20 protein-coding genes, 1 pseudogene and 1 other annotated feature are annotated in these 25,641 nt (G+C 40.9%); of the genes and pseudogenes, 19 read left to right on the forward strand and 2 right to left on the reverse strand.

What is annotated here, in order from left to right; genetic code table 11:
- Nucleotides 1–318: 318 nt before the first annotated feature.
- The 18 genes and pseudogenes from ACFPZG_RS11620 to ACFPZG_RS11705 all read left to right on the forward strand — a co-directional run bounded on the left by ACFPZG_RS11620 (nucleotide 319) and on the right by ACFPZG_RS11705 (nucleotide 22,569).
- Nucleotides 319–1,428 carry a hypothetical protein gene (locus tag ACFPZG_RS11620; RefSeq protein WP_283732334.1) on the forward strand — a complete coding sequence of 370 codons (1,110 nt, stop codon included), beginning with the start codon at nucleotides 319–321 and terminating at the stop codon, nucleotides 1,426–1,428.
- A 562-nt stretch (nucleotides 1,429–1,990) separates the two neighbouring features.
- Nucleotides 1,991–2,812: a cupin domain-containing protein gene (locus ACFPZG_RS11625; RefSeq protein ID WP_283732333.1), complete on the forward strand. Its 822-nt coding sequence runs from the start codon at nucleotides 1,991–1,993 to the stop codon at nucleotides 2,810–2,812.
- Nucleotides 2,813–3,542: 730 nt separating this feature from the next.
- Nucleotides 3,543–4,025 (forward strand): annotated as a pseudogene (locus ACFPZG_RS11630) (thiamine pyrophosphate-dependent enzyme); the annotation flags it as partial.
- A 169-nt stretch (nucleotides 4,026–4,194) separates the two neighbouring features.
- Nucleotides 4,195–4,455, forward strand: coding sequence for an AbrB/MazE/SpoVT family DNA-binding domain-containing protein (locus ACFPZG_RS11635; protein WP_283732331.1), 261 nt, complete (start codon nucleotides 4,195–4,197; stop codon nucleotides 4,453–4,455).
- Complete coding sequence (locus tag ACFPZG_RS11640; RefSeq protein ID WP_283732330.1) at nucleotides 4,452–4,793, forward strand: type II toxin-antitoxin system PemK/MazF family toxin; 342 nt, start codon at nucleotides 4,452–4,454, stop codon at nucleotides 4,791–4,793. The genes ACFPZG_RS11635 and ACFPZG_RS11640 overlap by 4 nt, the downstream gene beginning before the upstream one ends.
- A gap of 509 nt (nucleotides 4,794–5,302) precedes the next feature.
- On the forward strand, nucleotides 5,303–6,286 hold the full coding sequence (locus tag ACFPZG_RS11645; protein ID WP_317941129.1) for a tetratricopeptide repeat protein: 984 nt from the start codon (nucleotides 5,303–5,305) through the stop codon (nucleotides 6,284–6,286).
- 109 nt (nucleotides 6,287–6,395) lie between these two features.
- Nucleotides 6,396–7,682, forward strand: a complete 1,287-nt coding sequence (gene tig, locus ACFPZG_RS11650; protein ID WP_317941128.1) for a trigger factor — start codon at nucleotides 6,396–6,398, stop codon at nucleotides 7,680–7,682.
- A 147-nt stretch (nucleotides 7,683–7,829) separates the two neighbouring features.
- A complete protein-coding gene (gene clpX, locus ACFPZG_RS11655; RefSeq protein WP_283732327.1) occupies nucleotides 7,830–9,098 on the forward strand; it encodes an ATP-dependent protease ATP-binding subunit ClpX in 1,269 nt (422 codons plus the stop codon).
- A 120-nt stretch (nucleotides 9,099–9,218) separates the two neighbouring features.
- Nucleotides 9,219–11,543: an endopeptidase La gene (gene lon / locus ACFPZG_RS11660; protein WP_317941127.1), complete on the forward strand. Its 2,325-nt coding sequence runs from the start codon at nucleotides 9,219–9,221 to the stop codon at nucleotides 11,541–11,543.
- Nucleotides 11,540–12,121 carry a ribosome biogenesis GTP-binding protein YihA/YsxC gene (gene yihA, locus ACFPZG_RS11665; RefSeq protein WP_283732326.1) on the forward strand — a complete coding sequence of 194 codons (582 nt, stop codon included), beginning with the start codon at nucleotides 11,540–11,542 and terminating at the stop codon, nucleotides 12,119–12,121. The genes lon and yihA overlap by 4 nt, the downstream gene beginning before the upstream one ends.
- Nucleotides 12,122–12,278: 157 nt before the next feature.
- Complete coding sequence (gene hemA, locus ACFPZG_RS11670; protein ID WP_283732325.1) at nucleotides 12,279–13,640, forward strand: glutamyl-tRNA reductase; 1,362 nt, start codon at nucleotides 12,279–12,281, stop codon at nucleotides 13,638–13,640.
- 3 nt (nucleotides 13,641–13,643) lie between these two features.
- The gene (gene ccsA / locus ACFPZG_RS11675) at nucleotides 13,644–14,474 is read left to right on the forward strand and encodes a cytochrome c biogenesis protein CcsA (RefSeq protein WP_283732324.1); all 831 of its coding nucleotides are present in this window, start codon (nucleotides 13,644–13,646) and stop codon (nucleotides 14,472–14,474) included.
- A 36-nt stretch (nucleotides 14,475–14,510) separates the two neighbouring features.
- Nucleotides 14,511–15,440 (forward strand): hydroxymethylbilane synthase, encoded by a 930-nt coding sequence (hemC, locus tag ACFPZG_RS11680; protein ID WP_283732322.1) that lies wholly within the window; start codon nucleotides 14,511–14,513, stop codon nucleotides 15,438–15,440.
- Nucleotides 15,433–16,194 (forward strand): uroporphyrinogen-III synthase, encoded by a 762-nt coding sequence (locus ACFPZG_RS11685; RefSeq protein WP_283732321.1) that lies wholly within the window; start codon nucleotides 15,433–15,435, stop codon nucleotides 16,192–16,194. Before hemC ends, ACFPZG_RS11685 begins: the two co-directional genes overlap by 8 nt.
- A complete protein-coding gene (gene hemB / locus ACFPZG_RS11690; RefSeq protein ID WP_283732320.1) occupies nucleotides 16,191–17,171 on the forward strand; it encodes a porphobilinogen synthase in 981 nt (326 codons plus the stop codon). Before ACFPZG_RS11685 ends, hemB begins: the two co-directional genes overlap by 4 nt.
- Nucleotides 17,172–18,464, forward strand: coding sequence for a glutamate-1-semialdehyde 2,1-aminomutase (hemL, locus tag ACFPZG_RS11695; RefSeq protein WP_283732319.1), 1,293 nt, complete (start codon nucleotides 17,172–17,174; stop codon nucleotides 18,462–18,464).
- 123 nt (nucleotides 18,465–18,587) lie between these two features.
- Nucleotides 18,588–19,397, forward strand: coding sequence for a hypothetical protein (locus ACFPZG_RS11700; RefSeq protein ID WP_283732318.1), 810 nt, complete (start codon nucleotides 18,588–18,590; stop codon nucleotides 19,395–19,397).
- Between the two features lie 235 nt (nucleotides 19,398–19,632).
- Nucleotides 19,633–19,852 (forward strand) — a binding site (T-box leader).
- Nucleotides 19,853–19,923: 71 nt separating this feature from the next.
- Complete coding sequence (locus ACFPZG_RS11705; RefSeq protein ID WP_317941126.1) at nucleotides 19,924–22,569, forward strand: valine--tRNA ligase; 2,646 nt, start codon at nucleotides 19,924–19,926, stop codon at nucleotides 22,567–22,569.
- A 52-nt stretch (nucleotides 22,570–22,621) separates the two neighbouring features.
- On the opposite strand, the gene ACFPZG_RS11710 is transcribed toward ACFPZG_RS11705, so the two are convergent.
- Together ACFPZG_RS11710 and ACFPZG_RS11715 are read right to left on the reverse strand one after the other, a co-directional pair.
- Nucleotides 22,622–23,413: an ATP-grasp domain-containing protein gene (locus ACFPZG_RS11710; RefSeq protein WP_283732316.1), complete on the reverse strand. Its 792-nt coding sequence runs from the start codon at nucleotides 23,411–23,413 to the stop codon at nucleotides 22,622–22,624.
- On the reverse strand, nucleotides 23,410–24,276 hold the full coding sequence (locus tag ACFPZG_RS11715; RefSeq protein ID WP_317941125.1) for an ATP-grasp domain-containing protein: 867 nt from the start codon (nucleotides 24,274–24,276) through the stop codon (nucleotides 23,410–23,412). Before ACFPZG_RS11715 ends, ACFPZG_RS11710 begins: the two co-directional genes overlap by 4 nt.
- Nucleotides 24,277–24,338: 62 nt before the next feature.
- Between ACFPZG_RS11715 and ACFPZG_RS11720 the strand changes: the two genes are divergently transcribed.
- A complete protein-coding gene (locus tag ACFPZG_RS11720) occupies nucleotides 24,339–25,547 on the forward strand; it encodes a bifunctional folylpolyglutamate synthase/dihydrofolate synthase (protein WP_317941124.1) in 1,209 nt (402 codons plus the stop codon).
- Nucleotides 25,548–25,641: the final 94 nt, after the last annotated feature.

The raw sequence follows: 25,641 nt of genomic DNA on the forward strand, positions 1-25,641 counted from the left end.
AAAAGTAATTTGATGAAATAATTGAAATTCGAAATGGTGCTAATGGCTTTCCCTCCGCAACATCTTCCCATTGCATTCTCAATTATTTTTAGAACCTGTAGCCGGAGCCCCACCCGGTAGGACGCTTTCCGCAAAAGTAGCATCAGAAATAGCGAATATCTATGCACAAATCGATTCTCTATCGGGCCATATTATTTAGTTTAGCTTAATAATTAAACTGGATTCTTTAAACAAGATTGTCATAATAGAGATATTGTAATATATTTATAGAATAAGACTTTTAGGTTAGGAGAAAAGACATTAAGAAAATTTTATATTATGTTTCTATTACTGACTGCACTTGTACTAAATGCATGTAGTCAAACTGAAGAAAAAACAAGTAATTCGGCTGTACCTGAAGAAAACTCAGAATTAGGTGTTACAGATTCTGACACTACTAAATCGGAAGAAGTGGAAGAAGTTCAGTCTGTTGATTCAGATGTGTTATTTTTAGCAGATCAAAATGAGCAATTGGGTGGAGAAGCTTTTAGTGATAGTGGATTAAATGAAAAATCTCAAATTGTTGATAAAGATGGGTATACATACATTCTAACACCTTCTATAGACACGCGAAGTGAATCTGGTACTTTATACGTTTCTATATTAAAAGGTGATGAATTTATCGTTAAGGAAAAAGTTATAGATATTGAAATGCCTTCAAAAGATAGTGATGATAGGTATAGATATACAAAGACTGCTTTTTATGAAAATACACTTTTAATCGTTTCAAGAGATTCCACTAAGTACAGATCCCCTAATCAATTTATCTTTACTACTGTAACGGTTAATGAAAAAGGAGAGGCAGAAACGAAAGAAGTTAGAAGAAGCGTATCCGATGATAATAACTTGGAAGATTCATTGATTTCTGGATTAAAGGGATATTATTACTTTGAAAAAACAGATAGTAATCATGCAAATATAGTTGATAAGGATGGAAAATTATTATATAGCTTCAGCATGGATGGTACATATCCGGTGAATTCGGATGTAGTATTTCTTGACGAAGAAAATGGAAGAATCTATTTCTATGGTTCAGATGGAAATATAGCTTTCGATTTGAACCATAGCGAAATGATTTGGGATGCAAATGGCTCAGAAATGTTATATGATTTTCCAGCAGGGTATAGAGTAAGTCGTTTAGCGAGTAATAATGGAATGTATATTTTGCGATATAATAGCTCAACCCAAAACGCTTTATATTTTTATGAAATAAATAATGGTGAGCCTGCACTTGCTAGTAATGGGATTATGGAATCTGCTTTAGAAGCGAAATATGAATATAGCGACATCCTGTCTATAGATGATAAATTCGTAAATGTTTATAAAATCGTTATCTATAAAGGTGAACCAACTATTCAAAAATTCTCATTTACACGTGTTGACCTATAAATATAAGATGAAATTAGATGATCTTGGCGAAATGTCGAGGTCATCTTCTTAATTAGAAAAAGAGTATCTAAACCATTTATTAATTCCTTCAATTTGTTAAGTCGGAGTTCGTATGTAGATAGATTCCGCTAATACACCAACTTGAGAAATAACTTAATAATATGATGCCACTTAATATTTGTCAGACGTGTTTGTTATTCACTTAAATTCCCGAAGAAAGTTTGTTTACAAGAACAACACATCGTAGTGTTTGATTTCATCATTTCTAATTTATAGAGTTCTGTTTTTAATCCCGGCCTTTGGAGCCAGATTTGCTAATATCTCATAGCAATAAATAGCACGATATTCTCCATTGAGTGCTTTCGAAAGATCATTGATGATTTTCATGTTTGTAGAAGGTTGCCTGGAGTTACGGTTCATTAAATTTTCACCTCCAGTTTTTTGTAAGCCGAACTTTGTATTCGGCTTTTTATTTTGCCTGAACCCGAAATCTATAACTGGAAAGCACATTGTTAAAAAGTAGCATATAATAGTATATTATTTTGCGAAAGGGTTGAAAAGAATGTATTATCCTACATATGGGTATCCATATCAACACCCATATTACAGTAACGCATCGATGTATTATTATGGTGGGAACACAAATCAGTGGAACCCTCAAGGTCCTGTTCTTGTAAATCAACTTGATTCATATCAAGTATTAAATGGTAATAATAGTTTGGCAATCAGAGATTACGGAAGAAGTCCTTTTGTTATAAATATTAATGAGGCAACTAAACAAAATAATACGTATCGTACCGCTTTGTGGACTGGAAATCACCTGCAGACTACGTTAATGAGCTTGAATCCAGGAGAAGATATCGGTTTAGAAATGCATCCTGACGTTGATCAGTTTTTACGTATAGAACAAGGTCAAGGTGTTACACAAATGGGTAAAAATCAAAATCATTTAGACTTTAGAAGAAGTGTAGAGGATGATTCGGCTATTTTTGTACCTGCTGGAACATGGCACAACTTAAGGAATACCGGTAATGTTCCGTTAAAGCTATATTCTATCTATGCACCACCTAACCATCCATTTGGAACGATCCACTCAACAAAAGCAGATGCAATGTCTGCAGAGAAAGGGAACGCTCATCATAATGGAAGTCCCCTCATTGATGGTAAAACACCAGATGAATGGATACGATACACGGAGTTTTTAGTCAACGAAGGGTTAGAAGATGTTAAAAAAGGAATAAATGCTTTACACATTCTACAAGAATTTATACTTATGGGGGTTCTTGTAGGGAAAGGATATGCTCCTGAAAAAGCATATGAACTGGTGGAAGAATGGGAAAGAACAGGGGTATCGAAACTACTGCAACAAAGCAAAAATATGTAGAAGTAGAGAAAAATATGAAAAAGAATACATTTTAAGATAGCGTAATGGGTGTGTAGAGTTTGTTTGTAAAAGAAAATGCGTACACAAACTCTACACACAACTTTCAAAACCCCGTAATATCAACGTCCCAGTTAAAACTTATAAGTACTCCAGGGACGTACCTAAACGTGCGAAACCTTGAAAATTAGGTTTTGGGCTTTTTTTATTTTTACCTGCTGCTATTATGCGGGATTATAGACGTTTATGAGCGTTTAACGTGATTTATGCTTGTATAGAGCTATTTATGCGTGTTTAGGGAATTTTATGAGGGATTTGTGCTGTTTTATGGCCAGGGGAACGTATGAATCAATAGGCGACCATGTTCAAGAGATTATAACTTTTCCAAACGGGTATATGATGAAATAAATAAGTTAGATGACTGTAGCGCGTCCTATCCTTGAATTGGATAGGACGCACTTTTTGATTTAATTAACAATGGTTCTTGAACCCTCTCGACAATTTTGGTATAACGATATTTGCATTTGGTCTTATGAAAAATATTCCAACTTACACTATTTTAATATAACTAATAAAATAGGAACATTCTACATTATGTATGGTCCTATTTAATCAGTCCAAATTACGCAGATGAAAAGCGTTATCTTGATTAAGTGAATGGGAGGTAAGGGAATGAACAGATTTCGAAAAAAATTACGAGATAAGAAAAGCAGCCCTTACAGCATGGATACGCGTACGGCTTCCCACGGGGGCAGAATATATTTGCCAGCAGGGCTGGCAAAGCATCGGTTATGCAACGCCAGCCACGTTAGGTGCAAGCATTGCGGCACCACATAGACGTGTGCTTCTATTTACCGGGGAAGGCTCCTTGCAAGTGACATTCCAAGAAATCAGCACTTTGCTGGACAATGGCTGTCGTCCAATTCTGTTTATCCTTAACAATAGCGGCTACACAATTGAAAAATATTTGAACGTCAAGACATCAAATCAGAGATACAATCAAATTCCTGCCTGGCACTATACGCAACTGGCCGAAGCCTTCGGAGGCAAGGCATTCGCTGTTAAGGTGCGTACCAACCAGGAACTGGATGAGGCGATTGAGATGGCGGTGAAAGCGCAGATGGGTGAACTATGCGTAATTGAGATGATTGTCAACGATCCTCTGGACTCACCGGAATATTTGATCCGGCTCCGTAACCAATTGGAGAAGCAGTAGGAAATGTCGGGTGGTATGTAACCCCATCGATCGTTGATTTTTGGTGTGCCCATTGCATTCAGAATTGGTTAGAACCTGGCACCTAACACTTATTTTTGTGATGTCAGTAATAGTCTCTTCCCTGTATGTATATACTGTGACTATACGACGCGGAAAGGGGTATGGTACAATGAATCCAATACGAGGAGGGGTTGTTGTGAAGGTACAAAAATGGGGTAATAGTCTTGGTTTACGTATCCCGGCTACTATTGCACAACAAGTAAATATCTCAGAGGGGACTGAGGTTGTATTGAGCGTTGATACTAACCAAACACTTGTCGTAAAGCCGTTAAAAAAGAAACCTACTCTTGAAGAGTTATTAGCAAAAATCACACCCGAAAACAAGCATCATGAAATCGATTTTGGGACTGAGGGGAATGAACATATTTGACACAAGTACCTAATCGTGGGGATTTGGTGTATTTAAACTTCTCCCCCCAATCAGGGCATGAACAACGTGGCCGTCGCCCGGCCATCGTTTTATCCCCAAAGTCCTTTAACGATCTAACAGGATTTTCCGTTGTCTGCCCTATAACAACTCAACAAAAAGGCTACCCTTTTGAAGTTGAAATACCATATGGATTGGCAATAAACGGAGTTATATTAACGGATCAAGTAAAAAGCCTTGATTGGCGTTCAAGAGGATTGAACATCGAAGGCCAAGCCCCGGAAGAAACAATAATTGAATGCCTAAACTTGATTAGTACATTTTTACTTATAGAAGAGTAAGATCTACCGTAAGACTTCAAAGGAAATGTGGGGTGAACATTTAGGTGTTGGTATTTAAAGAATTATTTAAATGAAAACCGCTTCAGTCAAGTGTGACGGTAGCGTTTTTTTGCGTGGGGATTTTTCCGCAGGCAAGATATCGGTCAATCGGCACGAGTTATCGGTCACTTTCGCGAAGTTATCGGTCAAATTTCAATAGATATCGTCGTTTCGTTACTTTAGTCCCAACTGGGTCACGACGTCATAATAAATAATTAAGGATTAATCTCCTTAAATGTGGAACTTTCTTTTTCTTGCATGGCAGTTTATTTCTAAGTCATAAAGGAAATCTTATATAGAAGGAATTTTATTTAACGTAATTCAAATTAAAAACAATCTCCTAGGATTGCAGCGGAAAGCGTCCGCCTGAAGCGTAAATCCGTGATTAAACGTTTACCAAGTACGATTATTTCATTTCCAGTTAGAAAATCCTATGTGATATATTGGAAGGACGAAAGAAGGTGAGACCCGTGAGAAACAGACATAGATATGGAAAGCTTTTAAAAAAGGATAACGTCGTCATGTTCCCTGGTGCCCTGGAACAACTGATTGATAAAGGATTGGATGCCGTTGAAGACACCGACTTCAAAGGAGCAGTGGAAGCGTTTGAACAAGTATATCATTTCGATCCTGAAAACCCACGGCTACTTGCACCATACGCAATAGCCTTATACGAATCACAGAATTTCGATAGAGCTAAAAAAGTTGCCACCCAATTACTTCATAGCGGAACAACAGAATATCTCTACGCTATGGAATTATACCTGGCAATCAGCATTCAATTACAGCACTATGAAGAAGTTGAAATGACAATCGAAGCACTCCTTGATGAAGAAATTGTGCCGCCAGAAATGGTGAAGAAATTCAATTATTTACGAGAGCTGAACAGAAGACTTTCCCATAGATACGTCGACCATGACGAATCAGGAGACATCAACGAACACTTTACCATAGAGCAATTCATGGACTTATCAGTAGATGAACAACAAGAATTGCTTGTTGCATTTGAAAATGGTTCGTTCGATAATTCAATAAAAAAAGTTCTTGCAGAGGTTGTCCAAAAGGATGAAATACATCCAATCGTCATTACGTATGCCCTTGTCCTACTTTACGAATCCGGATATGACGAAGAAGTGTCCGTCAAAAAATTTGGGAACACTAAAAAAGTCATTCCTTCTAAGCTCAATCTTCCCGGACAGGATGAGCGTTCAATTGAGGTGGTTAATCGTATAGGTGAAATAGCGGAGAAGGACCCGTCAAGGATGCAGATGGCGATCGATGCGAGTCAGCGCTATGGAATAATCGCATATCCATTTAACTGGGATGGCTATTCAACGGAAGAAGTCGCAAACGCTTATACACAATACATAGAAAGCATGTTTTTAGGGGAGCCTATGCCAGCCGCGGAATTGAATTCGTTGATAAAAAAAATCGATGAGCAGACAGATAGATAACGCATTAAATCTGTTGAAAGATAGAAAGACTATGATATACTGTAAGGGTTGAAAATGGCGTATTCAATAACGAAAATATATTGGTCATAATGATTCGGAGGTTTTTTTAATGTCTGTTAAATGGGAAAAAGAAGAAGGTAATAAAGGTACACTAACAGTTGAGGTGCCTGCTGAAAAAGTGGACGCTGCAATTGATGAAGCATTCAAGAAGGTTGTAAAAACGGTTCAAGCACCAGGATTCCGTAAAGGGAAAATGCCACGTAAAATGTTCGAAAGAATGTACGGTGTGGAAGCACTTTACAATGACGCGCTTGACATCATCCTTCCGGAAGCATATTCAAACGCACTTGACGAATCAGGCGTAGAGCCGATTGCACAACCAGAAATCGAAATTGACGAAATGGAAAAAGGCAAAGCGCTTATCTTCAAAGCACATGTTACTTTGAAGCCAGAAGTTAAACTTGGTGACTATAAAGGCCTTGAAGTGAAACGTCAAGAAATTGAAGTTACTGACGAAGAAATCGAAGAGCAACTAAAAGAACGTCAACAAACATTTGCTGAAATGGTTATCAAAGAAGACGGCGCTGTAGAAAACGGCGACACAGTAAACCTTGATTTTGAAGGATTCGTTGATGGCGAAGCTTTTGAAGGCGGTAAAGCTGAAGGATATGACCTTGAAATCGGTTCAGGTTCATTCATTCCAGGATTTGAAGAGCAACTTGTTGGTTTAAAAGTAGGCGAAGAAAAAGACGTTGAGGTTTCTTTCCCAGAAGAATATCACGCTGCTGAATTAGCTGGAAAACCTGCTGTATTCAAAGTGAAAATTCACGAAATCAAATCAAAAGAAATTCCTGCACTTGACGATGATCTTGCAAAAGAAATCGACGAAGAAGTTGAAAGCCTTGAAGCTCTTCGTACAAAATTAAAAGAACAAAGTGCTGAAGAGAAAAAAGGTGCTTCTGAAACAGCATTGCGTGATGATCTTGTAGAAGCTGCTGCAAGAAACGCTGAAATCGATATTCCAGAAGTAATGATCGATTCTGAAGTCGACCGTATGGTAGATGAGTTCGGTCAACGCCTTCAAATGCAAGGCATGAACCTTGAACTTTACTTCCAATTCTCTGGTCAAGACGAAGCGGCTTTACGTGGCCAAATGAGAGACGATGCACTTAATCGTGTTCGTGTTTCATTAACACTTGAGGCAATCGGTGCGGCTGAAAACCTTGAAGTAACTGAAGAGGAAATCAACGCTGAACTTGAAAAAATGGCTGAACAGTTTAAGATGGAAATTGATCAAATCAAACAAACTTTAGGCGGTACAAGAGTTCTTGAAAATGATTTGAAATTCAATAAAGCCGTTGAATTCTTAGTAGCAAACGCTAAAATCACTGAATAATTGTAGTTGAATAATACAAGGTGCGGTTTTCCGTACCTTGTTTTTCATAGCTAAAATTATCCCTTTTGGTAAATGATGAGCAGTTCGAATTAGTTGCTTAAAACGAGGGAATCTTGTAAGATTGTCACTTGAATAGGGGTGAGCTTGATGTTCAAATTTAATGATGAAAAAGATAATCTAAGCTGTTCTTTCTGTGGTAAAACCCAAGACCAAGTTAGAAAATTAGTTGCAGGTCAGGGTGTCTATATTTGTGATGAATGTGTTGAACTATGCGCGGAAATCGTTGAGGAGGAAGTAGGCCTCGATGAACATTTCGAGCTAAAAGACGTTCCAAAACCACGTGAAATCCAAGGCATTTTAGATGAATATATTATTGGCCAGGATCGTGCTAAAAAGTCATTAGCCGTTGCTGTATACAATCACTACAAACGTATCAACACGAATAGCAAGGTTGATGATGTTGAGATCGCTAAATCGAATATTGTTTTGATCGGTCCAACTGGTAGCGGTAAAACTCTATTGGCACAAACTTTGGCGCGTATATTGGATGTGCCTTTTGCAATCGCTGATGCTACTTCACTAACTGAAGCGGGATATGTCGGCGAGGATGTTGAGAATATTCTTTTGAAACTTATTCAAGCTGCGGATTTTGATATTGAGCGTGCTGAAAAAGGTATCATTTACATCGATGAAATCGATAAGGTCGCACGTAAATCGGAAAATGCATCCATTACTCGTGATGTCTCCGGTGAAGGGGTTCAGCAGGCGTTGCTGAAAATTCTTGAAGGTACGGTTGCGAGTGTTCCACCTCAAGGAGGACGTAAGCATCCACATCAAGAATTCCTTCAAATCGACACGACGAATATCTTATTCATCGTTGGCGGAGCATTCGATGGAATGGAAGAAATCATTAAGCGTCGTACTGGGCAAAAAGTGATTGGATTTGGAACGAATACGGAAGAAACTCCGACAGAAGAAGCTTCTTTGCTTTCGAAGCTAATTCCTGAAGATTTACAGCGTTTTGGCCTTATTCCAGAATTCATCGGCCGTTTGCCTGTAATTGCAACGCTTGAACAGTTAGATGAGCAGACGCTTTACCAAATCCTCACAGTCCCTAAAAATGCCATTGTAAAGCAATATCAAAAAATGGTTGAACTTGACGGGGTTGAATTGAAGTTTGAAGAGGATGCACTTTTAGAAATTGCTAAAGAAGCGATTGAACGGAAAACGGGTGCACGTGGCTTGCGTTCAATAATTGAAAACATAATGTTGGATATCATGTATGAACTTCCATCGCTTGATGAAGTTACAGAATGTATCATTACGAAAGAATCCGTCCTAAAGAAATCAAGCCCGATTCTTTATCGAGAAGATGGTACAATATTCGATCTCGATCAAGAGAAAAATACGGCATGATATTTGGAGGAATCAAGCTGACTCCGGCGATGCGATCTTTTCGCTCTTCGGTTGTCGGCTTTTTCCACCTTATATGACTGGCCAAATTGGATATACATATCTTATGGAGGTGACTTCCGCATGCCAAAGAAAAAAAAGCTACAAGTGCCTTTGTTGCCTTTGCGCGGGATGTTGGTTTACCCGACGATGGTTTTACATATTGACGTCGGGAGAGAGCGCTCCGTATTTGCGGTGGAGCATGCAATTGCAAATGGTAATCTAATCATGCTTGCTTCACAAAAAGATACAAGCGTTGAAAGCCCCGACGCGGATGACCTATATAAAATTGGTCTATTAGCTCACGTCAAATCATTGACTGAACTGAATAATGGAACATACCGGTTATATATCGAAGGCATTGAACGTGCAAAATGGACGAATTATGAGGAAGCCGATTTATATCCAGTTGTTGATATAGAAAGGATTCCAGAAGATACAGAAGCTGGCCCAGAAAGCATTGCGCTTATGCGTACATTGCTTCCGTATTTCAAGAACTTCGCCACTTATTCGGCGAAGGTGTCACAAGAGACGTTCGATTCAATCGCTACCATCGAAGAACCCGGAAGGCTTGCGGATATGATTGCTTCACATTTACCATTGAAGGTTTCCGCAAAACAGGAGATTCTTGAAATCATCGATGTGAAAGAGCGTCTAGAATTCCTTATTAATAAGCTACATAATGAACAGGAAATTCTTGAATTGGAACGGAAGATCAACAACCGTGTAAAAGAAGCAATGGAACGGACACAAAAAGAATTTTATCTGCGCGAACAGATGAAGGCTATTCAAAAAGAACTTGGGGACAAAGATGGAAAAAGCATCGAGGTTGTCGAGTTAACTGAGAAAATCGAAAATGCAGGAATGCCCGATCATGTTAAAGAAGCTGCATTCAGAGAACTTGATCGTTATGAAAAAATCCATTCAGCATCAGCTGAAAGCGGGGTTATCCGGAATTACATCGATTGGTTGATTGCTTTACCTTGGTCAGATGCATCGGATGATCAGTTGGACATTAAACGTTCGGAAACAATCTTAAATCGCGACCATGAAGGGTTGGAATCTGTTAAGGAACGAATTTTGGAATATTTAGCCGTCCGTCAAATGACCAATTCATTGCGTGGTCCAATTCTTTGTCTTGACGGTCCTCCGGGTGTAGGGAAGACATCTCTTGCCCGTTCGATTGCGGAATCGTTAGGACGGACTTTTGTCAGAATTTCACTCGGTGGTGTAAGGGATGAATCCGAAATAAGAGGGCATCGTCGCACTTATGTCGGTGCAATGCCAGGACGGATCATACAAGGTATGAAAAAAGCAGGTAAGGTAAATCCGGTATTTCTGCTTGATGAGATTGATAAAATGTCTAACGACTTTAGGGGAGACCCTTCTGCTGCAATGCTTGAGGTTTTGGATCCAGAGCAAAACTCCACCTTCAGCGACCATTACATTGAGGAGCCGTATGATCTATCAAATGTCCTGTTCATCGCCACTTCGAATGATTTAGGCTCGATACCAGGTCCATTAAGGGATCGAATGGAAGTTATTTCAATTCCAGGCTATACAGAAATAGAGAAACAGGCAATTGCTAAAAATCATCTGATTCCAAAACAGTTAAAAGAACATGGCCTTACAAAGTCCCAAGTGCGTATAAATGATGAAGCAATCAAAAATATTGTTCGTTATTACACAAGGGAAGCAGGCGTCCGCGGTTTGGAACGTGAAATTGCGAGGATTTGCAGAAGAGCCGCAAAACAAATTGTTACTGGGGAAAAGAAAAGTGTTACCGTCAGTGCAAAGACCCTCGAAACACTTTTAGGCAAGAAAAAGCATAGCTATGGTCAGGCTGAAAAGAAAAACCAGATTGGTGTAGCGACAGGTCTTGCCTATACGACGGTTGGTGGGGATACTTTACAAATAGAGGTTTCACTGTCACCAGGCAAAGGGAAATTGATACTGACTGGAAAATTAGGGGATGTCATGAAAGAATCCGCCCAAACAGCACTTTCCTACGTTAGATCCAAGGCGGAGGAGTTCAAGATTGACCCCGAATTCCATGAAAAAAGCGACATTCACATCCACGTACCGGAAGGCGCAGTCCCTAAAGATGGCCCTTCTGCGGGTGTAACGATTGCAACTGCTTTAGTTTCGTCATTGACAAAGCGGCCAATCCGTCGGGAAGTTGGAATGACTGGTGAAATCACACTTCGGGGCAGAGTGTTGCCGATTGGCGGAGTGAAAGAGAAATCGTTGAGCGCTCATCGGGCGGGATTGACAACGATTATTTTGCCAGAAGCGAATGAACGTGATATTGAAGATATACCTGAAAGTGTACGTAGTGAGCTGACATTCAAGCTTGTTTCGGATGCTGAAGAAGTATTAGCAATTGCATTAGAGGAGGCATCCGAATGAAGGTCAACCAAGTTGAGATGATAATGAGTGCAGTAAAACCAGAACAATATCCAGATGATGGATTCCCGGAGTTTGCTTTAGCGGGACGTTCGAATGTAGGAAAGTCGTCATTTATCAATAAAATGATCGGCCGAAAAAGTTTAGCGAGGACTTCCTCCAAACCAGGTAAGACTCAGACCTTGAATTTTTATAAAATCGAGGAAAAGTTATTCTTTGTGGACGTACCCGGTTATGGGTATGCGAAGGTCGCGAAATCTGAACGTGAAGCATGGGGTGGTATGATTGATCGATATTTGACAGGCAGGGAACAGTTGCGTGCCGTTGTGCAAATCGTGGATTTGCGTCATCCGCCAAGTAAAGACGATTGCATTATGTATGATTTCCTTGGTCATTATAATATCCCAACAATTATCATCGCGACGAAAGCGGATAAAATACCTAAAGGTAAATGGGAGAAGCATAAGAAAATCATCCGAGATGAATTGTATTTGCGAGCTGGTGATCCGATAATTGTTTTTTCATCTGAAAAAGGGATTGGAATGGACGAGGCATGGCGTGAAATCGAAAAAAGAATGTAATGAAAATCCGGATGACGTATCATCCGGATTTTTTACCTATAGAGTCCTTCCTAAACCGTAGATTCTTCAATGTTTAGTCACATTATAAACCGATTAAAATAATGGAATATGTTATAATCGGATATGTAAAAATGAACGGGAGAGGTGTGGGCACCTTATGAATACAATCGTGGTCGGTGTTAACTACCGAACAGCTCCAGTTGAATTAAGGGAAAAATTATCTTTTGTGGAGGCAGAATTGCCGAAAGCTATGCAAGCACTGCAAAAGGAAAAAAGCATATTGGAGAACACAATCATTTCAACGTGCAATCGGACTGAAATTTATGCAGTTGCCGACCAAATTCACACTGGACGCTATTATGTTAAACGGTTTTTAGCCGATTGGTTCAATATGGATATAGAGGAATTATCTCCTCATTTACTTATATACGAAAATGATGCAGCGATTGAACATTTAATGAGAGTAACTGCCGGAATCGATTCTATGGTCCTTGGCGAAACACAGATTTTAGGACAAGTTAGGGACAGTTTCTTAAAGGCTCAGGAAATCGGTACGACAGGTACAGTCTTTAATGAATTGTTTAAACAGGCGGTAACGCTTGCGAAGCGGGCTCATTCTGAAACGGCGATTGCTGATAATGCAGTCTCTGTATCCTACGCTGCAGTAGAGCTTGGAAAGAAGATCTTCGGTTCATTGAAAGATAAACATATCGCAATCCTTGGAGCAGGTAAGATGGGTGAATTGGCGATTAAGAATCTTCATGGTAGCGGCGCAGGAAAGGTCACTGTAATAAATCGAACTTTGTCGAAGGCAGAAGAAATGGCGCGCCAATTCGGCGGAAATGCCAAATCAATGCAGGAATTGCAATGCACCTTGTTGGAAGCTGATATTTTAATTAGTTCTACAGGAGCAACAGATTTTGTCATCGATTTTGAATTGATGCAATTTGTTGAGAAACTTCGTAAAGGAAAGCCGATTTTCATGGTGGACATTGCCGTTCCACGTGACTTGGATCCAAGAATCGGTGATTTGCCTAACGTCTTCCTCTACGATATCGATGATTTACAAGGTATCGTTGAAGCAAATTTGGCAGAACGTAAACGTGCAGCTGAAGAGATCGGTTTGATGATTGAAGAGGAAATCGTCACCTTTAAAGAATGGATTGCAACCCTTGGCGTAGTTCCACTTATAGCGCAATTACGTGAAAAGGCACATCACATCCAATCTGAGACAATGGCCAGCATTGAAAACAAATTGCCAAGCCTAACAGAACGCGAAAAGAAAGTATTGAACAAACATACAAAGTCAATCATCAATCAATTATTAAAAGAACCAATCCTTCAGGCAAAGGAATTGGCCATGGACGACAACGCAGCAGAAAAATTAGCCTTGTTCAAACAAATCTTTGGGCTTGCAAATGAAGACGAGGCAGAGCAAATTGAATCACAAGCAACTAATCAGCAAAAGAAGCCTGTTAACATTGCAAAAAAGATTGCCCAGCCTGATTTATCATTTTAAAATATGGCTGAAATGACTATGGCAAGATTCCATGAAATAATAATAATCCTGTACGCGGTAAGTCTTGTATTTTACTTCATCGACTATTTGAATACGAATAAATTCGCACACCGCAGCGCATTTTGGATTTTATCACTTGTCTATATCATGCAAACAGGCTTCCTTATCGCTACCGTATTAGAAAAGAAACAATTTCCGATCCTTTCACTATACGAAGGGATTTATTTCTATGCGTGGCTACTCATCTCGTTATCAATGGTTTTACAGGTATTCTCAAAAGTCGGGTTTGCCGTATTCTTTTTAAACGTAATCGGCTTTATTTTCATGTCTATATACGCATTTGCACCAATGCAAATTGAACAATCACCGATTGGTGAGTCTTTACTCTCGGAGTTGCTATTTATCCATATAACGTTCGCTATTCTTTCTTATGCAGCATTCGCAATGTCCCTTGTATCTGCCATACTTTATCTACTTGTATATAAATTGCTGAAGGAAAAGAAATGGACAAAACAGTTTGGTCGATTACCTTCGCTTCATCAAACATTGACAGGTATGAAAGTATCAATCTATACAGGAATACCTGTTTTGTTAGTAAGCCTTATTTTAGGGATACAGTGGGCGTTTGTCGCGTTAGATGATTGGTTGTTAACCGATATGAAAATCATCGGGTCGTTTCTTATAATTATTCTTTATAGTTTAGTATTGTTTTTACAAAGAAGAGGAAAACTGACAGCGAACGATTTTGCTTGGGCGAACGTCTTCGCTTTTCTTTTTGTCATCATTAACTTTTTTCTTGGAAGCAGATTATCACAATTCCATTTTTGGATTTGAACCTGAAGAATATTTAACAGCGGAAGGAAGATTGTATTGAGGAAAATCATAGTTGGTTCACGACGGAGTAAACTTGCACTGACACAAACTAACTGGTTTATTGACCAACTGAAAGCAGCTGGAGCACCATTTGAATTTGAAGTGAAAGAAATTGTGACGAAAGGGGATAAAATTCTCGACGTCATGCTTTCAAAGGTAGGGGGCAAAGGTTTATTTGTTAAAGAGATTCAACAAGCCCTTTTCGATAAGGAGATTGACTTTGCTGTTCATAGTATGAAGGATATGCCAGCAGTTCTTCCGGAAGGATTAACGATTGGATGTATTCCTCCACGTGTAGATCCACGCGATGCCTTTATATCCAAGGATCATATTAAATTCATGGACTTGCCTGTTGGCGCAGTAGTTGGTACGTCAAGCTTACGTAGGAGTTCTCAACTACTTCTATTACGTCCAGATCTTGAAATTAAATGGATCCGAGGTAATATCGACACAAGACTGAAAAAAATGCAAGATGGCGAATATGATGCGATTCTCCTTGCTGCTGCTGGATTGAAGCGAATGGGATGGAGCGAGGATGTCGTTACTGAATATATGTCCATCGAAGACTGCATTCCCGCGGTTGGTCAAGGGGCACTTTCTATTGAATGCAGAAGCGAAGATGAAGAATTATTGGCGGAGCTTGCAAAAGTTTCTGATCCAAAGACATGGAAAGAAGTAGATGCGGAGCGGACGTTCCTTTCCGAAATGGATGGATCATGCCAAGTTCCGATTGCCGGATTTGCAGAATCAGTCGGAGATGAAGTCGAATTGACCGGATATATTGCTTCTCCTGATGCTAAGCAAGTATTTAAAAAGACGATACGCGGTAAAGATGCAATTGCAGTCGGAAAAGAAGTGGCGACCGCATTGCAGGCAGAAGGAGCTTCTGAAGTGATTGAGAAAGTGAAGGCGGAAATGGATGCCTGAACATGGGTCACTGCTTGGAGAAACCGTGATTTTCACAGGGACGCTCAAGACGCTTGAGGTTTTTGACCTTGTCCGGCACTATGGGGGCGTTCCTGTTTCCATTCCTCTTATCCAAGTGAATGAAGTTGAAGAGCAGACGGATGAAACAAAGATGAAAAACTGTGCAAACTTTGATTGGCTTATTTTCACAAGTCAAAATGCAGTAAGGGCATTCCAATCCAAAATGGAACGCTTTGCTATATCTGTGAATGAAATTCCTTCGAAGATTGCGGCTGTAGGCACACGTACTGCAGCAGCACTAGAGAAAATCGGATTTTCCGTTGAATTCATTCCATCTGTATTTAGTGCGGATGTATTTGTGAAGCAATTTAAGCCTACTAATGGAGAATTGAATGTACTTTTCCTGAAAGGAACTCTTGCAGGAAGTATAATTCGCGAAGAATTGCCATTCGAAGTCAAGGAATGGACGGTTTATGAAACCGGAGCAAAACGTGATTCGATCGATTCTCTTGTAGATTTATTGAAAAACAAGAGAAATTGTAGTGTTCTGTTTGCAAGCCCATCTGCTGTCCGAGTTTTTAAGGAAGATGCTGTACCTATCATCGGTTGGGAAGGCTATACAATTGGTGCGATAGGGCATATAACCGAAAGGGCGCTGATTGAGGCTGGAGCGACAGTGGATGTTAAGCCAGAAATTTATACTCTTAAAGAACTTGTTAAATCTTTGTCTAAAAGAAAGGATGAATTCCGATGACCCAATTACATTTCCGACGTAATCGCCGTTTGCGTACTTCTAATACGTTACGCTCGATGGTGAGGGAAACTATTTTGACGAAAGAAGATTTCATTTATCCCATTTTCGTAATTGAAGGGGAAAATGTGAAAAATGAAATCAGTTCGATGCCAGGCATATATCAATTATCAATTGATCGATTAATGGATGAGGTGGATGAAGTTGTTTCTCTTGGAATCCCATCGGTCATTCTTTTTGGAATTCCTGCAACGAAAGATTCAACCGGAACAGGGGCTTATGATGAGCAAGGGATTGTCCAGAAAGCGACAAGATTGATAAAAGAAAAGCATCCTGAACTTGTTGTTGTGGCGGACACTTGTCTATGTGAATATACGGATCACGGCCATTGCGGTGTTGTACATGGAGAGAAAGTATTGAACGATCCTTCATTGGATCTACTCGCGAAGACTGCGGTCAGCCAAGCTGAAGCAGGCGCCGATATCATTGCGCCTTCCAATATGATGGACGGTTTCGTTATTGCGATTCGCCAAGCATTGGATGAAGCTGGTTTCGAAGATATTCCAATCATGTCTTACTCGGTGAAATATTCTTCTGCTTACTACGGTCCATTCCGTGATGCGGCTGATTCAGCCCCACAATTTGGGGATAGAAAGACGTACCAAATGGATCCGGCTAACCGGATGGAAGCCCTTCGTGAAGCAGAGTCTGATGTTTTGGAAGGGGCTGACTTCCTTATCGTTAAGCCTGCACTTTCGTATTTGGACATTATGCGCGATGTGAAAAACAGTGTGCTGCTTCCTGTTGTTGCCTATAACGTTAGCGGAGAGTATTCAATGGTAAAGGCGGCCGCGCAAAATGGATGGATCAATGAAAAGGAAATCGTTTTGGAAACTTTGACAAGTATGAAACGCGCGGGTGCAGACCTCATTATGACATACCATGCAAAAGACGCTGCGCGTTGGCTGGAGGGAAAATAAATGGGAAGAAATTTTGAAAAGTCTAAGCAAGCGTTTGCGGAAGCAGTGAATTTAATGCCAGGAGGAGTTAACTCTCCCGTCCGTGCATTCAAATCGGTTAATATGGATCCGATTTTCATGGCTAGTGGGAAGGGCCCGATCATTACTGATATCGATGGTAATGATTATATTGACTACGTTCTGTCATGGGGACCCCTAATTTTGGGACATGCAGACCCGGATGTTGTAGAGGCTATCAAAAATGTAGCTGAAACTGGAACAAGCTTTGGGGCACCGACATTGTTGGAAAATGAATTGGCGAAAATCGTTATCGATCGTGTACCGTCTATCGAGGTTATCCGGATGGTTTCTTCAGGGACCGAAGCGACAATGAGCGCATTGCGTTTGGCACGTGGCTATACGGGGCGCAATAAGATTTTGAAGTTCGAAGGATGTTACCACGGTCATGGTGATTCATTGCTCATTAAAGCGGGTTCTGGGGTTGCTACACTTGGCTTGCCAGACAGCCCTGGTGTTCCGGAAGGTATTGCGAAGAACACGATTACAGTGCCTTATAATGATTTGGAAAGCGTCCGGGTCGCATTCGAACAATTCGGAGATGACCTTGCATGTGTAATCGTTGAACCTGTTGCCGGCAATATGGGTGTTGTTCCGCCGGAGCCTAAGTTCCTCGAAGGATTGCGTGAATTGACCGAGAAAAACGGCACATTACTGATCTTTGACGAAGTGATGACTGGTTTTCGTGTCGATTATAATTGTGCCCAAGGTTATTTCGGCATCACACCGGATTTGACTTGTCTTGGAAAGGTTATCGGAGGAGGACTTCCTGTCGGTGCCTACGGCGGAAAACGTGAAATTATGCAGCATATTGCACCTGCCGGGACTGTATATCAAGCAGGTACGCTATCCGGAAACCCATTGGCAATGACTGCGGGTATCTCAACGTTGAAAAAATTGACACCTGCTTCATATGATCATTTCAAGAAACTTGGTGATCAATTAGAGGCTGGATTCCGCGAAGCAGCAGAGAAATACAATATTCCACATACTGTAAATCGTGCTGGATCAATGATTGGCTTCTTCTTCACGAATGAAAAAGTGGTCAATTATGATAAAGCAAAGTCATCCGACCTACAATTGTTTGCTGAATATTTCCGTTTAATGGCGGAAGAGGGAATCTTCCTGCCACCTTCCCAATTTGAGGGCATGTTCCTTTCAGCAACACACACAGAAGAACATATCGCTCGAACTGTAGAAGCATTCCATAAAGTATTCTCTCAACTCGCACGCTAAATTTATCAAACCATCCATTGTCATTAAGCCGACGATGGATGGTTTTTTGTGAATTAATCCTTTTTCTTCTACCTTTCGGGCTTGTTGCATATAATGCCAAGAGAATTGAGGGAGGGAAAAAGTATGACAAAATTACAATGGGATATGAAAGAGGTATTCTATTTCCCTACGGATGTTGGGGTACCAAGTTCTGCACGCGTTGTTAAAGTAAAAGCAGGATTTACAGAAAAACGTTCAGAAGATGCAGTGCGACTTTCAGGCATTTATCATATAGCTGCCAAAGTCGAATTTGGGGAAGGTCAGAGGGCTGAAATGATTCCTCAGGAAGTGGTTTATGTAGATGATGTAGAAATGGATGGTCAAGTAGGTTATTTCGAATATGCAGTCCCGCTGAATATCGATTTGCCTCCTGAAGTTGAGCATCCATTGCGTGTAGAAGCGTCAGATGTTAATGCCCACTTTGACGGACAAGGTGCGTTGACCATCGCATGGAATGTAAATTGTGCTCATGGTGCCTCGAATAATGAAGCTGCGGTAGAAAATACAAAAGCCGAAGAAACCGCAAGTGTTCAGGCAAGCGAAGTAGTTGCGGAAGTTAAACAGGATAATGCTACAGCCCAATCTGTGCCTGAGGAAACTATTAGCAAGGCCAAGCAGGCGGTCGCCGAATTGGAACCTCAACAAGCAACGGCACAGGCTGAAGAAACTCAACAAGTACTAATAACCGAGGAGAAACTGGCGGTTGCACATGTCAGCGAATCCCATCAAGAAACAACTTCGCAACAACAAGCCACTGCGAAGCTTGTACCAGAAGTAACAGCAACGTACGACAGCAGCTCATCGAATGGTGATGATATACTGTCCTACATTGCAGAGTTGCCGGATGGATGGTCAACGACAAGTTTCCGTTCAAATGATGTTTTTGTAGAGTAGGAAAGCGATTCCGCAAAGCAAGCAAAATAAGAGGAAATCGCCTGTCGTAGGGACGATTAAAAGTCTGATCAGTTGAAAAACAGTGATCGGTATGATGATGCCCTTACAATAAAATCTGCATTTTCGTAACCAAGGCGGCAATAAATAGGGGTTGTATCCTTTTCTCATACTACCTTCCTTTCGTAATGTACTTGACAAAGTCTCCTTCTGTAGCATACAATGCTCATAACTATATAATGATGCATTGAACGGGAGAGTACGCAGATATCATTTATTCAAGAGAGGGCGCCATTGGTGGGAGGGCCTATAAATGAGTTGCGGAAAGTCACCCGGGAGCAGTTTCCGTGAATTAGAGTAGCGGAAGCCGGTTTGAAACCGTTATTTGTTATGAGGCATATACGCAATCTGTATATGCGAATAAAGGTGGTACCACGAATAACTCCTTCGTCCTTTTTGGCGAATGGAGTTTTTTTGTTTTCTGCTTTTATTCAAAATCTTAAATTGGAAGTACAGAGGAGGAGTTCATATGTCAACAGAAAACCTATCAATGCCAACGAAATATGAACCGCAATCGATTGAAGCGGGTCGTTATGAATGGTGGCTGAAAGGCAAATATTTTGAAGCTCAACCGGATAGCGGGAAAGACCCGTATACAATTGTCATTCCACCGCCGAATGTGACAGGTAAGCTTCACTTAGGGCATGCTTGGGATACGACGTTGCAGGATATCCTGATCCGTATGAAAAGAATGCAGGGCTACGATGCACTATGGCTACCAGGAATGGACCATGCTGGTATTGCGACACAGGCAAAGGTTGAAGAAAAGCTTCGGGCTGACGGAAAATCCCGATATGATCTGGGCCGTGAAAAATTCGTCGAAGAGACATGGAAATGGAAAGATGAGTATGCAGGCCATATCCGTGCGCAATGGGCTAAGCTTGGTCTGGCACTTGATTATTCCAGAGAGCGCTTCACATTGGATGAAGGATTATCCAAGGCGGTCCGCGAGGTATTTGTAAAACTGTATGAAAAAGAGCTTATCTACCGCGGCGAATATATTATTAACTGGGATCCGGCGACGAAAACTGCATTATCGGATATTGAGGTTATCCATAAAGATATTCAGGGTGCATTCTATCATATGCGCTATCCACTCGCAGACGGAACGGACAGCATCGAAATTGCTACAACACGCCCTGAAACGATGTTAGGGGATACGGCGGTAGCGGTTCATCCGGAGGACGACCGGTATAAGCATTTGATCGGAAAAACAGTTAAATTACCAATTACTGGCCGTGAAATCCCGATAATTGCAGATGATTATGTCGATATGGAATTCGGAAGCGGTGCAGTTAAGATTACACCTGCACATGACCCTAACGATTTTGAAATCGGAAACCGTCATGATCTTCCTCGTGTTCTTGTCATGAATGAAGATGGCAGCATGAATAAGCTTGCTGGCAAGTATGAAGGAATGGACCGGTTTGAATGCCGTAAGACAATCGTTAAAGATTTGCAGGAAATGGGCGTTTTATTCAAAATCGAGGATCATTTGCACTCGGTTGGCCACTCGGAACGTAGCGGAGCAGTTGTTGAACCGTATCTGTCAACACAATGGTTCGTAAAAATGGCGCCTTTAGCGGAAGAAGCGATTAAACTTCAACAAAGTGAAGGGAAGGTCAACTTCGTTCCGGAACGCTTTGAAAAGACGTATTTGAACTGGATGGAAAATATCCACGATTGGTGTATTTCCCGTCAGCTATGGTGGGGACATCGGATTCCAGCTTGGTATCATAAAGAGACAGGTGAAGTCTTTGTAGGACATGAAGGGCCTGAGGACATTGAAAACTGGAACCAGGATAACGATGTTCTTGATACATGGTTCTCATCTGCGTTATGGCCATTTTCAACAATGGGCTGGCCGGATCTTGATAACGAGGAGTTCAAACGTTATTATCCGACAGATGCGCTTGTTACAGGATATGATATCATTTTCTTCTGGGTTTCTCGGATGATTTTCCAAGCCCTTGAATTTACGGATCAACGTCCGTTCAAAGACGTATTAATCCATGGTCTTGTTCGTGCTGAAGACGGCCGCAAGATGTCGAAGTCGCTCGGCAACGGTATCGATCCTATGGAAGTAATTGATAAATACGGTGCGGATGCATTGCGCTACTTCTTAGCTACTGGTTCTTCACCTGGTCAGGACCTTCGCTATTCGACAGAAAAGGTTGAAGCGGTTTGGAACTTCGCGAATAAAATCTGGAATGCTTCCCGTTTCGCTTTAATGAATATGGATGGCATGAAGTATGATGAAATCGATTTAACAGGTGAAAAATCTGTAGCTGATGCATGGATACTTACTCGCTTGAATGAAACGATTGAACAAGTAACGAAGCTCTCTGATAAGTATGAGTTCGGTGAAGTCGGCCGTGCATTATACAACTTCATCTGGGATGATTTCTGCGATTGGTATATTGAGATGGCGAAATTGCCGTTGTACGGAGAAGACGAAGCAGCGAAGAAAACGACACGTTCGGTTCTTGCTTACGTACTCGACAATACAATGCGTTTACTGCACCCATTAATGCCGTTCATCACAGAAGAAATTTGGCAGAACCTTCCGCATGATGGAGAGTCGATTACAGTGGCGGCATGGCCGGTTGCAGATTCGACACTAACCGATTCTGCAAAGGCATCTGATATGAAGCTATTGGTTGACCTCATTCATGCAGTTCGTAACATCCGCGCTGAAGTGAACACGCCAATGAGCAAAAAGGTTCCTTTATACATTGCTGCGAAAGATGAAGCTACAGTTCAAGTATTGGAATCAAATCGCAACTACATTGAACGCTTCTGTAACCCGGAAACTCTTGAAATCGGAGTTGGTATTTCAGCACCGGGCAAATCGATGTCAGCTGTTATTACAGGCGCAGAACTATTCTTGCCACTTGAAGGTTTGTTGAATATCGATGAGGAAATTGAGCGTTTGAAGAAGGAGCTTTCTAAATGGGAAGGCGAAGTGAAACGCGTCCAAGGCAAGCTGTCCAATGAGCGTTTTGTTTCGAAGGCTCCTGAGGCAGTCGTTGAAGAGGAACGTGCGAAAGAGAAGGATTATTTGGAGAAGAAGGCGGCAGTTGAGCGCCGGATTGAAGAATTGAATGAGATTTAATGAATAGAAAAGAGTTGGGACGCCCGAGAAAAGGGGTCCCAACTCTTTTTATTTAAGCATTGCGCTCGTTTATTCTTTCCATCAGCTTCTGAGCGACTGAAAAATCATGTGTCGCATATAATGATCTGGCGCCGACGGGATCTTCAATTTCATTTAACAGCCAACTGCCGTCCGGTAATAAAAGAAAATCGATTCCGATATAATCACTTTTTAATGCGCGTGCTATTTTTCGTACTTCTTTCTCCTGCGAGGAAGAAAGTATGTATTTCTCCACGGATCCGCCAAGCGTATAATTCGATTTGAAACCGTCGTTACCTATACGCTTGACAGCACCTAAAACTTCATCTCCAAGCATGAAAACACGAATGTCGGTTGCATTGGATTCAATGTAAGGCTGGACGATTAATTGACGACTAAGATATTGATTCAAAAACTGCTCCGCCTCATTTACCGTATGACATAGATATACTTCAGTTCCTCCATGGCCATCGACTGTTTTCAAAATGACTGGGTAGGCAGCAATACCGTCAACTGACTTCAATCGCTTCGTAGGTACCGCCGGAATTCCTAATAGCGTCGCGAATTCAAATGTCTTCAATTTATTATTTGCAATCCGGTTCACTTCTGAACGATTGATTACATGAAGTCCTGCTGATTCCCATTTAGCCGATAAATCAAAATTTCGATCACGGAATAATATGAAATCCGCATCGGAGTCAGGTTCTTCATTGTCGACTAGTAAATTCATTGTTAGATCAAGCTGTGCTGCATGCACCATCAAATCATCGATAAACCCGTGATTGCGCTTTGCTTCCTTCGATGAATAATAAACATGCCCTTTCATGAGAGCTTACCTAAAATGTATTCAATCATCTTGTCGGCTACATTAATGCCGGTCACGTTATAAATGTTGCGGATATGGGCAGCGGCGTTCACTTCACAAACAAGTGGTTTTTCATTATCACCATATAATAAATCAACTCCAGCAAATTCAGCCCCGACTGCTTCTGCAGCACGAATTGCAAGCTCTTTCTGTTCAGCAGTCAACTCGATTATGCTTGCAACCCCTCCATTCGTAATGTTCGCCCTGAAATCAGTTTCAGAAGAACGATGCATGGCGGCAACAATTTCTCCACCGACGATATTCACGCGGATATCCCGTCCTCTGCTTGTTTCGATAAATTCCTGAAATACATAATCGACTCCGCGTAATTCATCAACTTTCGTAAAGAATGCCTCTTCAGTTTCGATTAAATACACCTTCATGCCAAATGACCCGTGGCCTTCTTTAATGATCATAGGCAAGCCTAACTTTTCATGAACTCCCTCATAATACCCGGATCCTTCAATTGTAAATTTCGGATAGACTTTCGGCGCAATAATTGTTAAAGGCATTGCAACTTCATTCTTCGCAAGCTGGATATATTGCTTCGCTTTATTATCGCAAGTCTCAATCACTTCCGGATCATTGAAAACAGGGATTCCTGCATTTTTCAAATACGTTGCGAGCAAGATGTCTTTGTCCAGGAAAACGACGAAATCCGGACGCTCTGTAAGATTTTCATTCAAATTCATCATCACTTCGTAATTTCTTTTAAGTTCCGCACGAACACCAGCCCGCTCAGCAGCATCTGCCAAAAGCTCCGCTTGGTCGCGGAATTTATCACTCGTTAAACTTCCGTTGTAAATGACCCAACAACTTTTCATATCGTTCCCTCCGGCCGTGATATACTCTACCTATGCTGATTCTATCATAAGGAGAGAGTGTTTTGATTCCGAAATTTAATGAGTATAAAGAACGATTTGAACTATATAGCGATGATGCGATTAAGCCTGGGTTAGATAGCGTTATTGCAGCTCTGATGAAAGTGGGGAATCCCGAAAAGCAGTTGAATGTCATTCATGTGGCTGGGACGAATGGGAAAGGTTCAACAATTGCATTTATGGAGTCCATCTTGAAAGAACATGGATATTCAACTGGGGTATTTTCATCTCCTGCATTGGTCGATGTTCATGATCAGATTCGTCTTAACGGCTTGCCGATCAATCAGGAAGAAATGGACAAGTCGTTTATCCAGATGAAAGAAGCCGGACTAAGCGGAATGCTGACGGATTTTGAATTACTTACTGTGGCCGCCTTCCTGACCTTCAAAAGGAATGCGCCTGATTACATACTTTTAGAATGCGGTATGGGGGGCAAATTAGATAGTACAAACGTCGTGACACCACTTGTTTCAGTTATCACATCGATAGCGCACGACCATGTCGGATTTCTTGGAGCTACCCTAAAAGAAATAACTGAACAGAAGGCGGGGATTATTAAGGAGAATATACCTGTCGTGATTGGCTTGTTACCGGTAGTTGCTAACAATGTTATTCGAAATAAGGCGTTGGAAATGAACAGCGAGTTAATGATATACGGTAAAGATTTTAAAATGATGCCTGGCGAAGTATTTGAAGGGAAGATTCAAGTTTCTATTCCAAAAAGAAAGATGAAAGGCCCACATCAGGCGATAAATGCAGCAATAGCTATTGAGGCGTTATGGAAAGCGGGTGTAAACTTACAAGAAGAAGTTGTAGCAAAAGGAGTTGCCAACACTTCGTTACTTTATCGGTTTCAAGAGATTGCGCCAGGGGTCTTTGTGGATGGTGCTCATAATCCCGCAGCTGCGAAGATGTTAGCTGAAACGATTCGTAATGAATTTCCCAATGAAAAAGTGGATTTTGTAATCGGTATGTTGAAAACAAAAGACATTCGTAGAACATTGGATGAATTGATACCTGTTGCTCACTCGTTTACCTTTGTCGATTTCGACCATCCACAAGCTGCCACTGCTTTGGAATTAATGGAAAGTTGTCTATATAATAAAAAAAGGATGACAAATCTCATTAATGATACTATAATACTAAGTAAGGAAAATAATAGAAAGCGAATAGTCGCAGGCTCGCTTTATTTACTGAATAGACTTTTGACCTAATGTTATACTGGAAAACTAAGTGTAATCATTATGGAACCGGTTACAAAAGGGTCCGCTGATTGAAAACTTGTTGAAAATTTGTATATTCTGATTG

The organism is Sporosarcina thermotolerans (assembly GCF_042658975.1).
In the GTDB taxonomy this organism is placed as follows: Bacteria; Bacillota; Bacilli; order Bacillales_A; family Planococcaceae; genus Sporosarcina; species Sporosarcina thermotolerans.

What these genes read in the sequence shown, in the direction of transcription:
- ccsA (WP_283732324.1), top strand. Translation starts at nt 13,644, where the DNA reads ATGGCTGAAATGACTATGGCAAGATTCCATGAAATAATAATAATCCTG.
- yihA (WP_283732326.1), top strand. Translation starts at nt 11,540, where the DNA reads ATGAAGGTCAACCAAGTTGAGATGATAATGAGTGCAGTAAAACCAGAA.
- hemB (WP_283732320.1), top strand. Translation starts at nt 16,191, where the DNA reads ATGACCCAATTACATTTCCGACGTAATCGCCGTTTGCGTACTTCTAAT.
- ACFPZG_RS11705 (WP_317941126.1), top strand. Translation starts at nt 19,924, where the DNA reads ATGTCAACAGAAAACCTATCAATGCCAACGAAATATGAACCGCAATCG.
- ACFPZG_RS11710 (WP_283732316.1), bottom strand. Translation starts at nt 23,413, where the DNA reads ATGAAAGGGCATGTTTATTATTCATCGAAGGAAGCAAAGCGCAATCAC.
- ACFPZG_RS11620 (WP_283732334.1), top strand. Translation starts at nt 319, where the DNA reads ATGTTTCTATTACTGACTGCACTTGTACTAAATGCATGTAGTCAAACT.
- clpX (WP_283732327.1), top strand. Translation starts at nt 7,830, where the DNA reads ATGTTCAAATTTAATGATGAAAAAGATAATCTAAGCTGTTCTTTCTGT.
- ACFPZG_RS11715 (WP_317941125.1), bottom strand. Translation starts at nt 24,276, where the DNA reads ATGAAAAGTTGTTGGGTCATTTACAACGGAAGTTTAACGAGTGATAAA.
- lon (WP_317941127.1), top strand. Translation starts at nt 9,219, where the DNA reads ATGCCAAAGAAAAAAAAGCTACAAGTGCCTTTGTTGCCTTTGCGCGGG.
- ACFPZG_RS11685 (WP_283732321.1), top strand. Translation starts at nt 15,433, where the DNA reads ATGCCTGAACATGGGTCACTGCTTGGAGAAACCGTGATTTTCACAGGG.
- ACFPZG_RS11625 (WP_283732333.1), top strand. Translation starts at nt 1,991, where the DNA reads ATGTATTATCCTACATATGGGTATCCATATCAACACCCATATTACAGT.
- tig (WP_317941128.1), top strand. Translation starts at nt 6,396, where the DNA reads ATGTCTGTTAAATGGGAAAAAGAAGAAGGTAATAAAGGTACACTAACA.
- hemA (WP_283732325.1), top strand. Translation starts at nt 12,279, where the DNA reads ATGAATACAATCGTGGTCGGTGTTAACTACCGAACAGCTCCAGTTGAA.
- ACFPZG_RS11635 (WP_283732331.1), top strand. Translation starts at nt 4,195, where the DNA reads ATGAATCCAATACGAGGAGGGGTTGTTGTGAAGGTACAAAAATGGGGT.
- ACFPZG_RS11700 (WP_283732318.1), top strand. Translation starts at nt 18,588, where the DNA reads ATGACAAAATTACAATGGGATATGAAAGAGGTATTCTATTTCCCTACG.
- hemL (WP_283732319.1), top strand. Translation starts at nt 17,172, where the DNA reads ATGGGAAGAAATTTTGAAAAGTCTAAGCAAGCGTTTGCGGAAGCAGTG.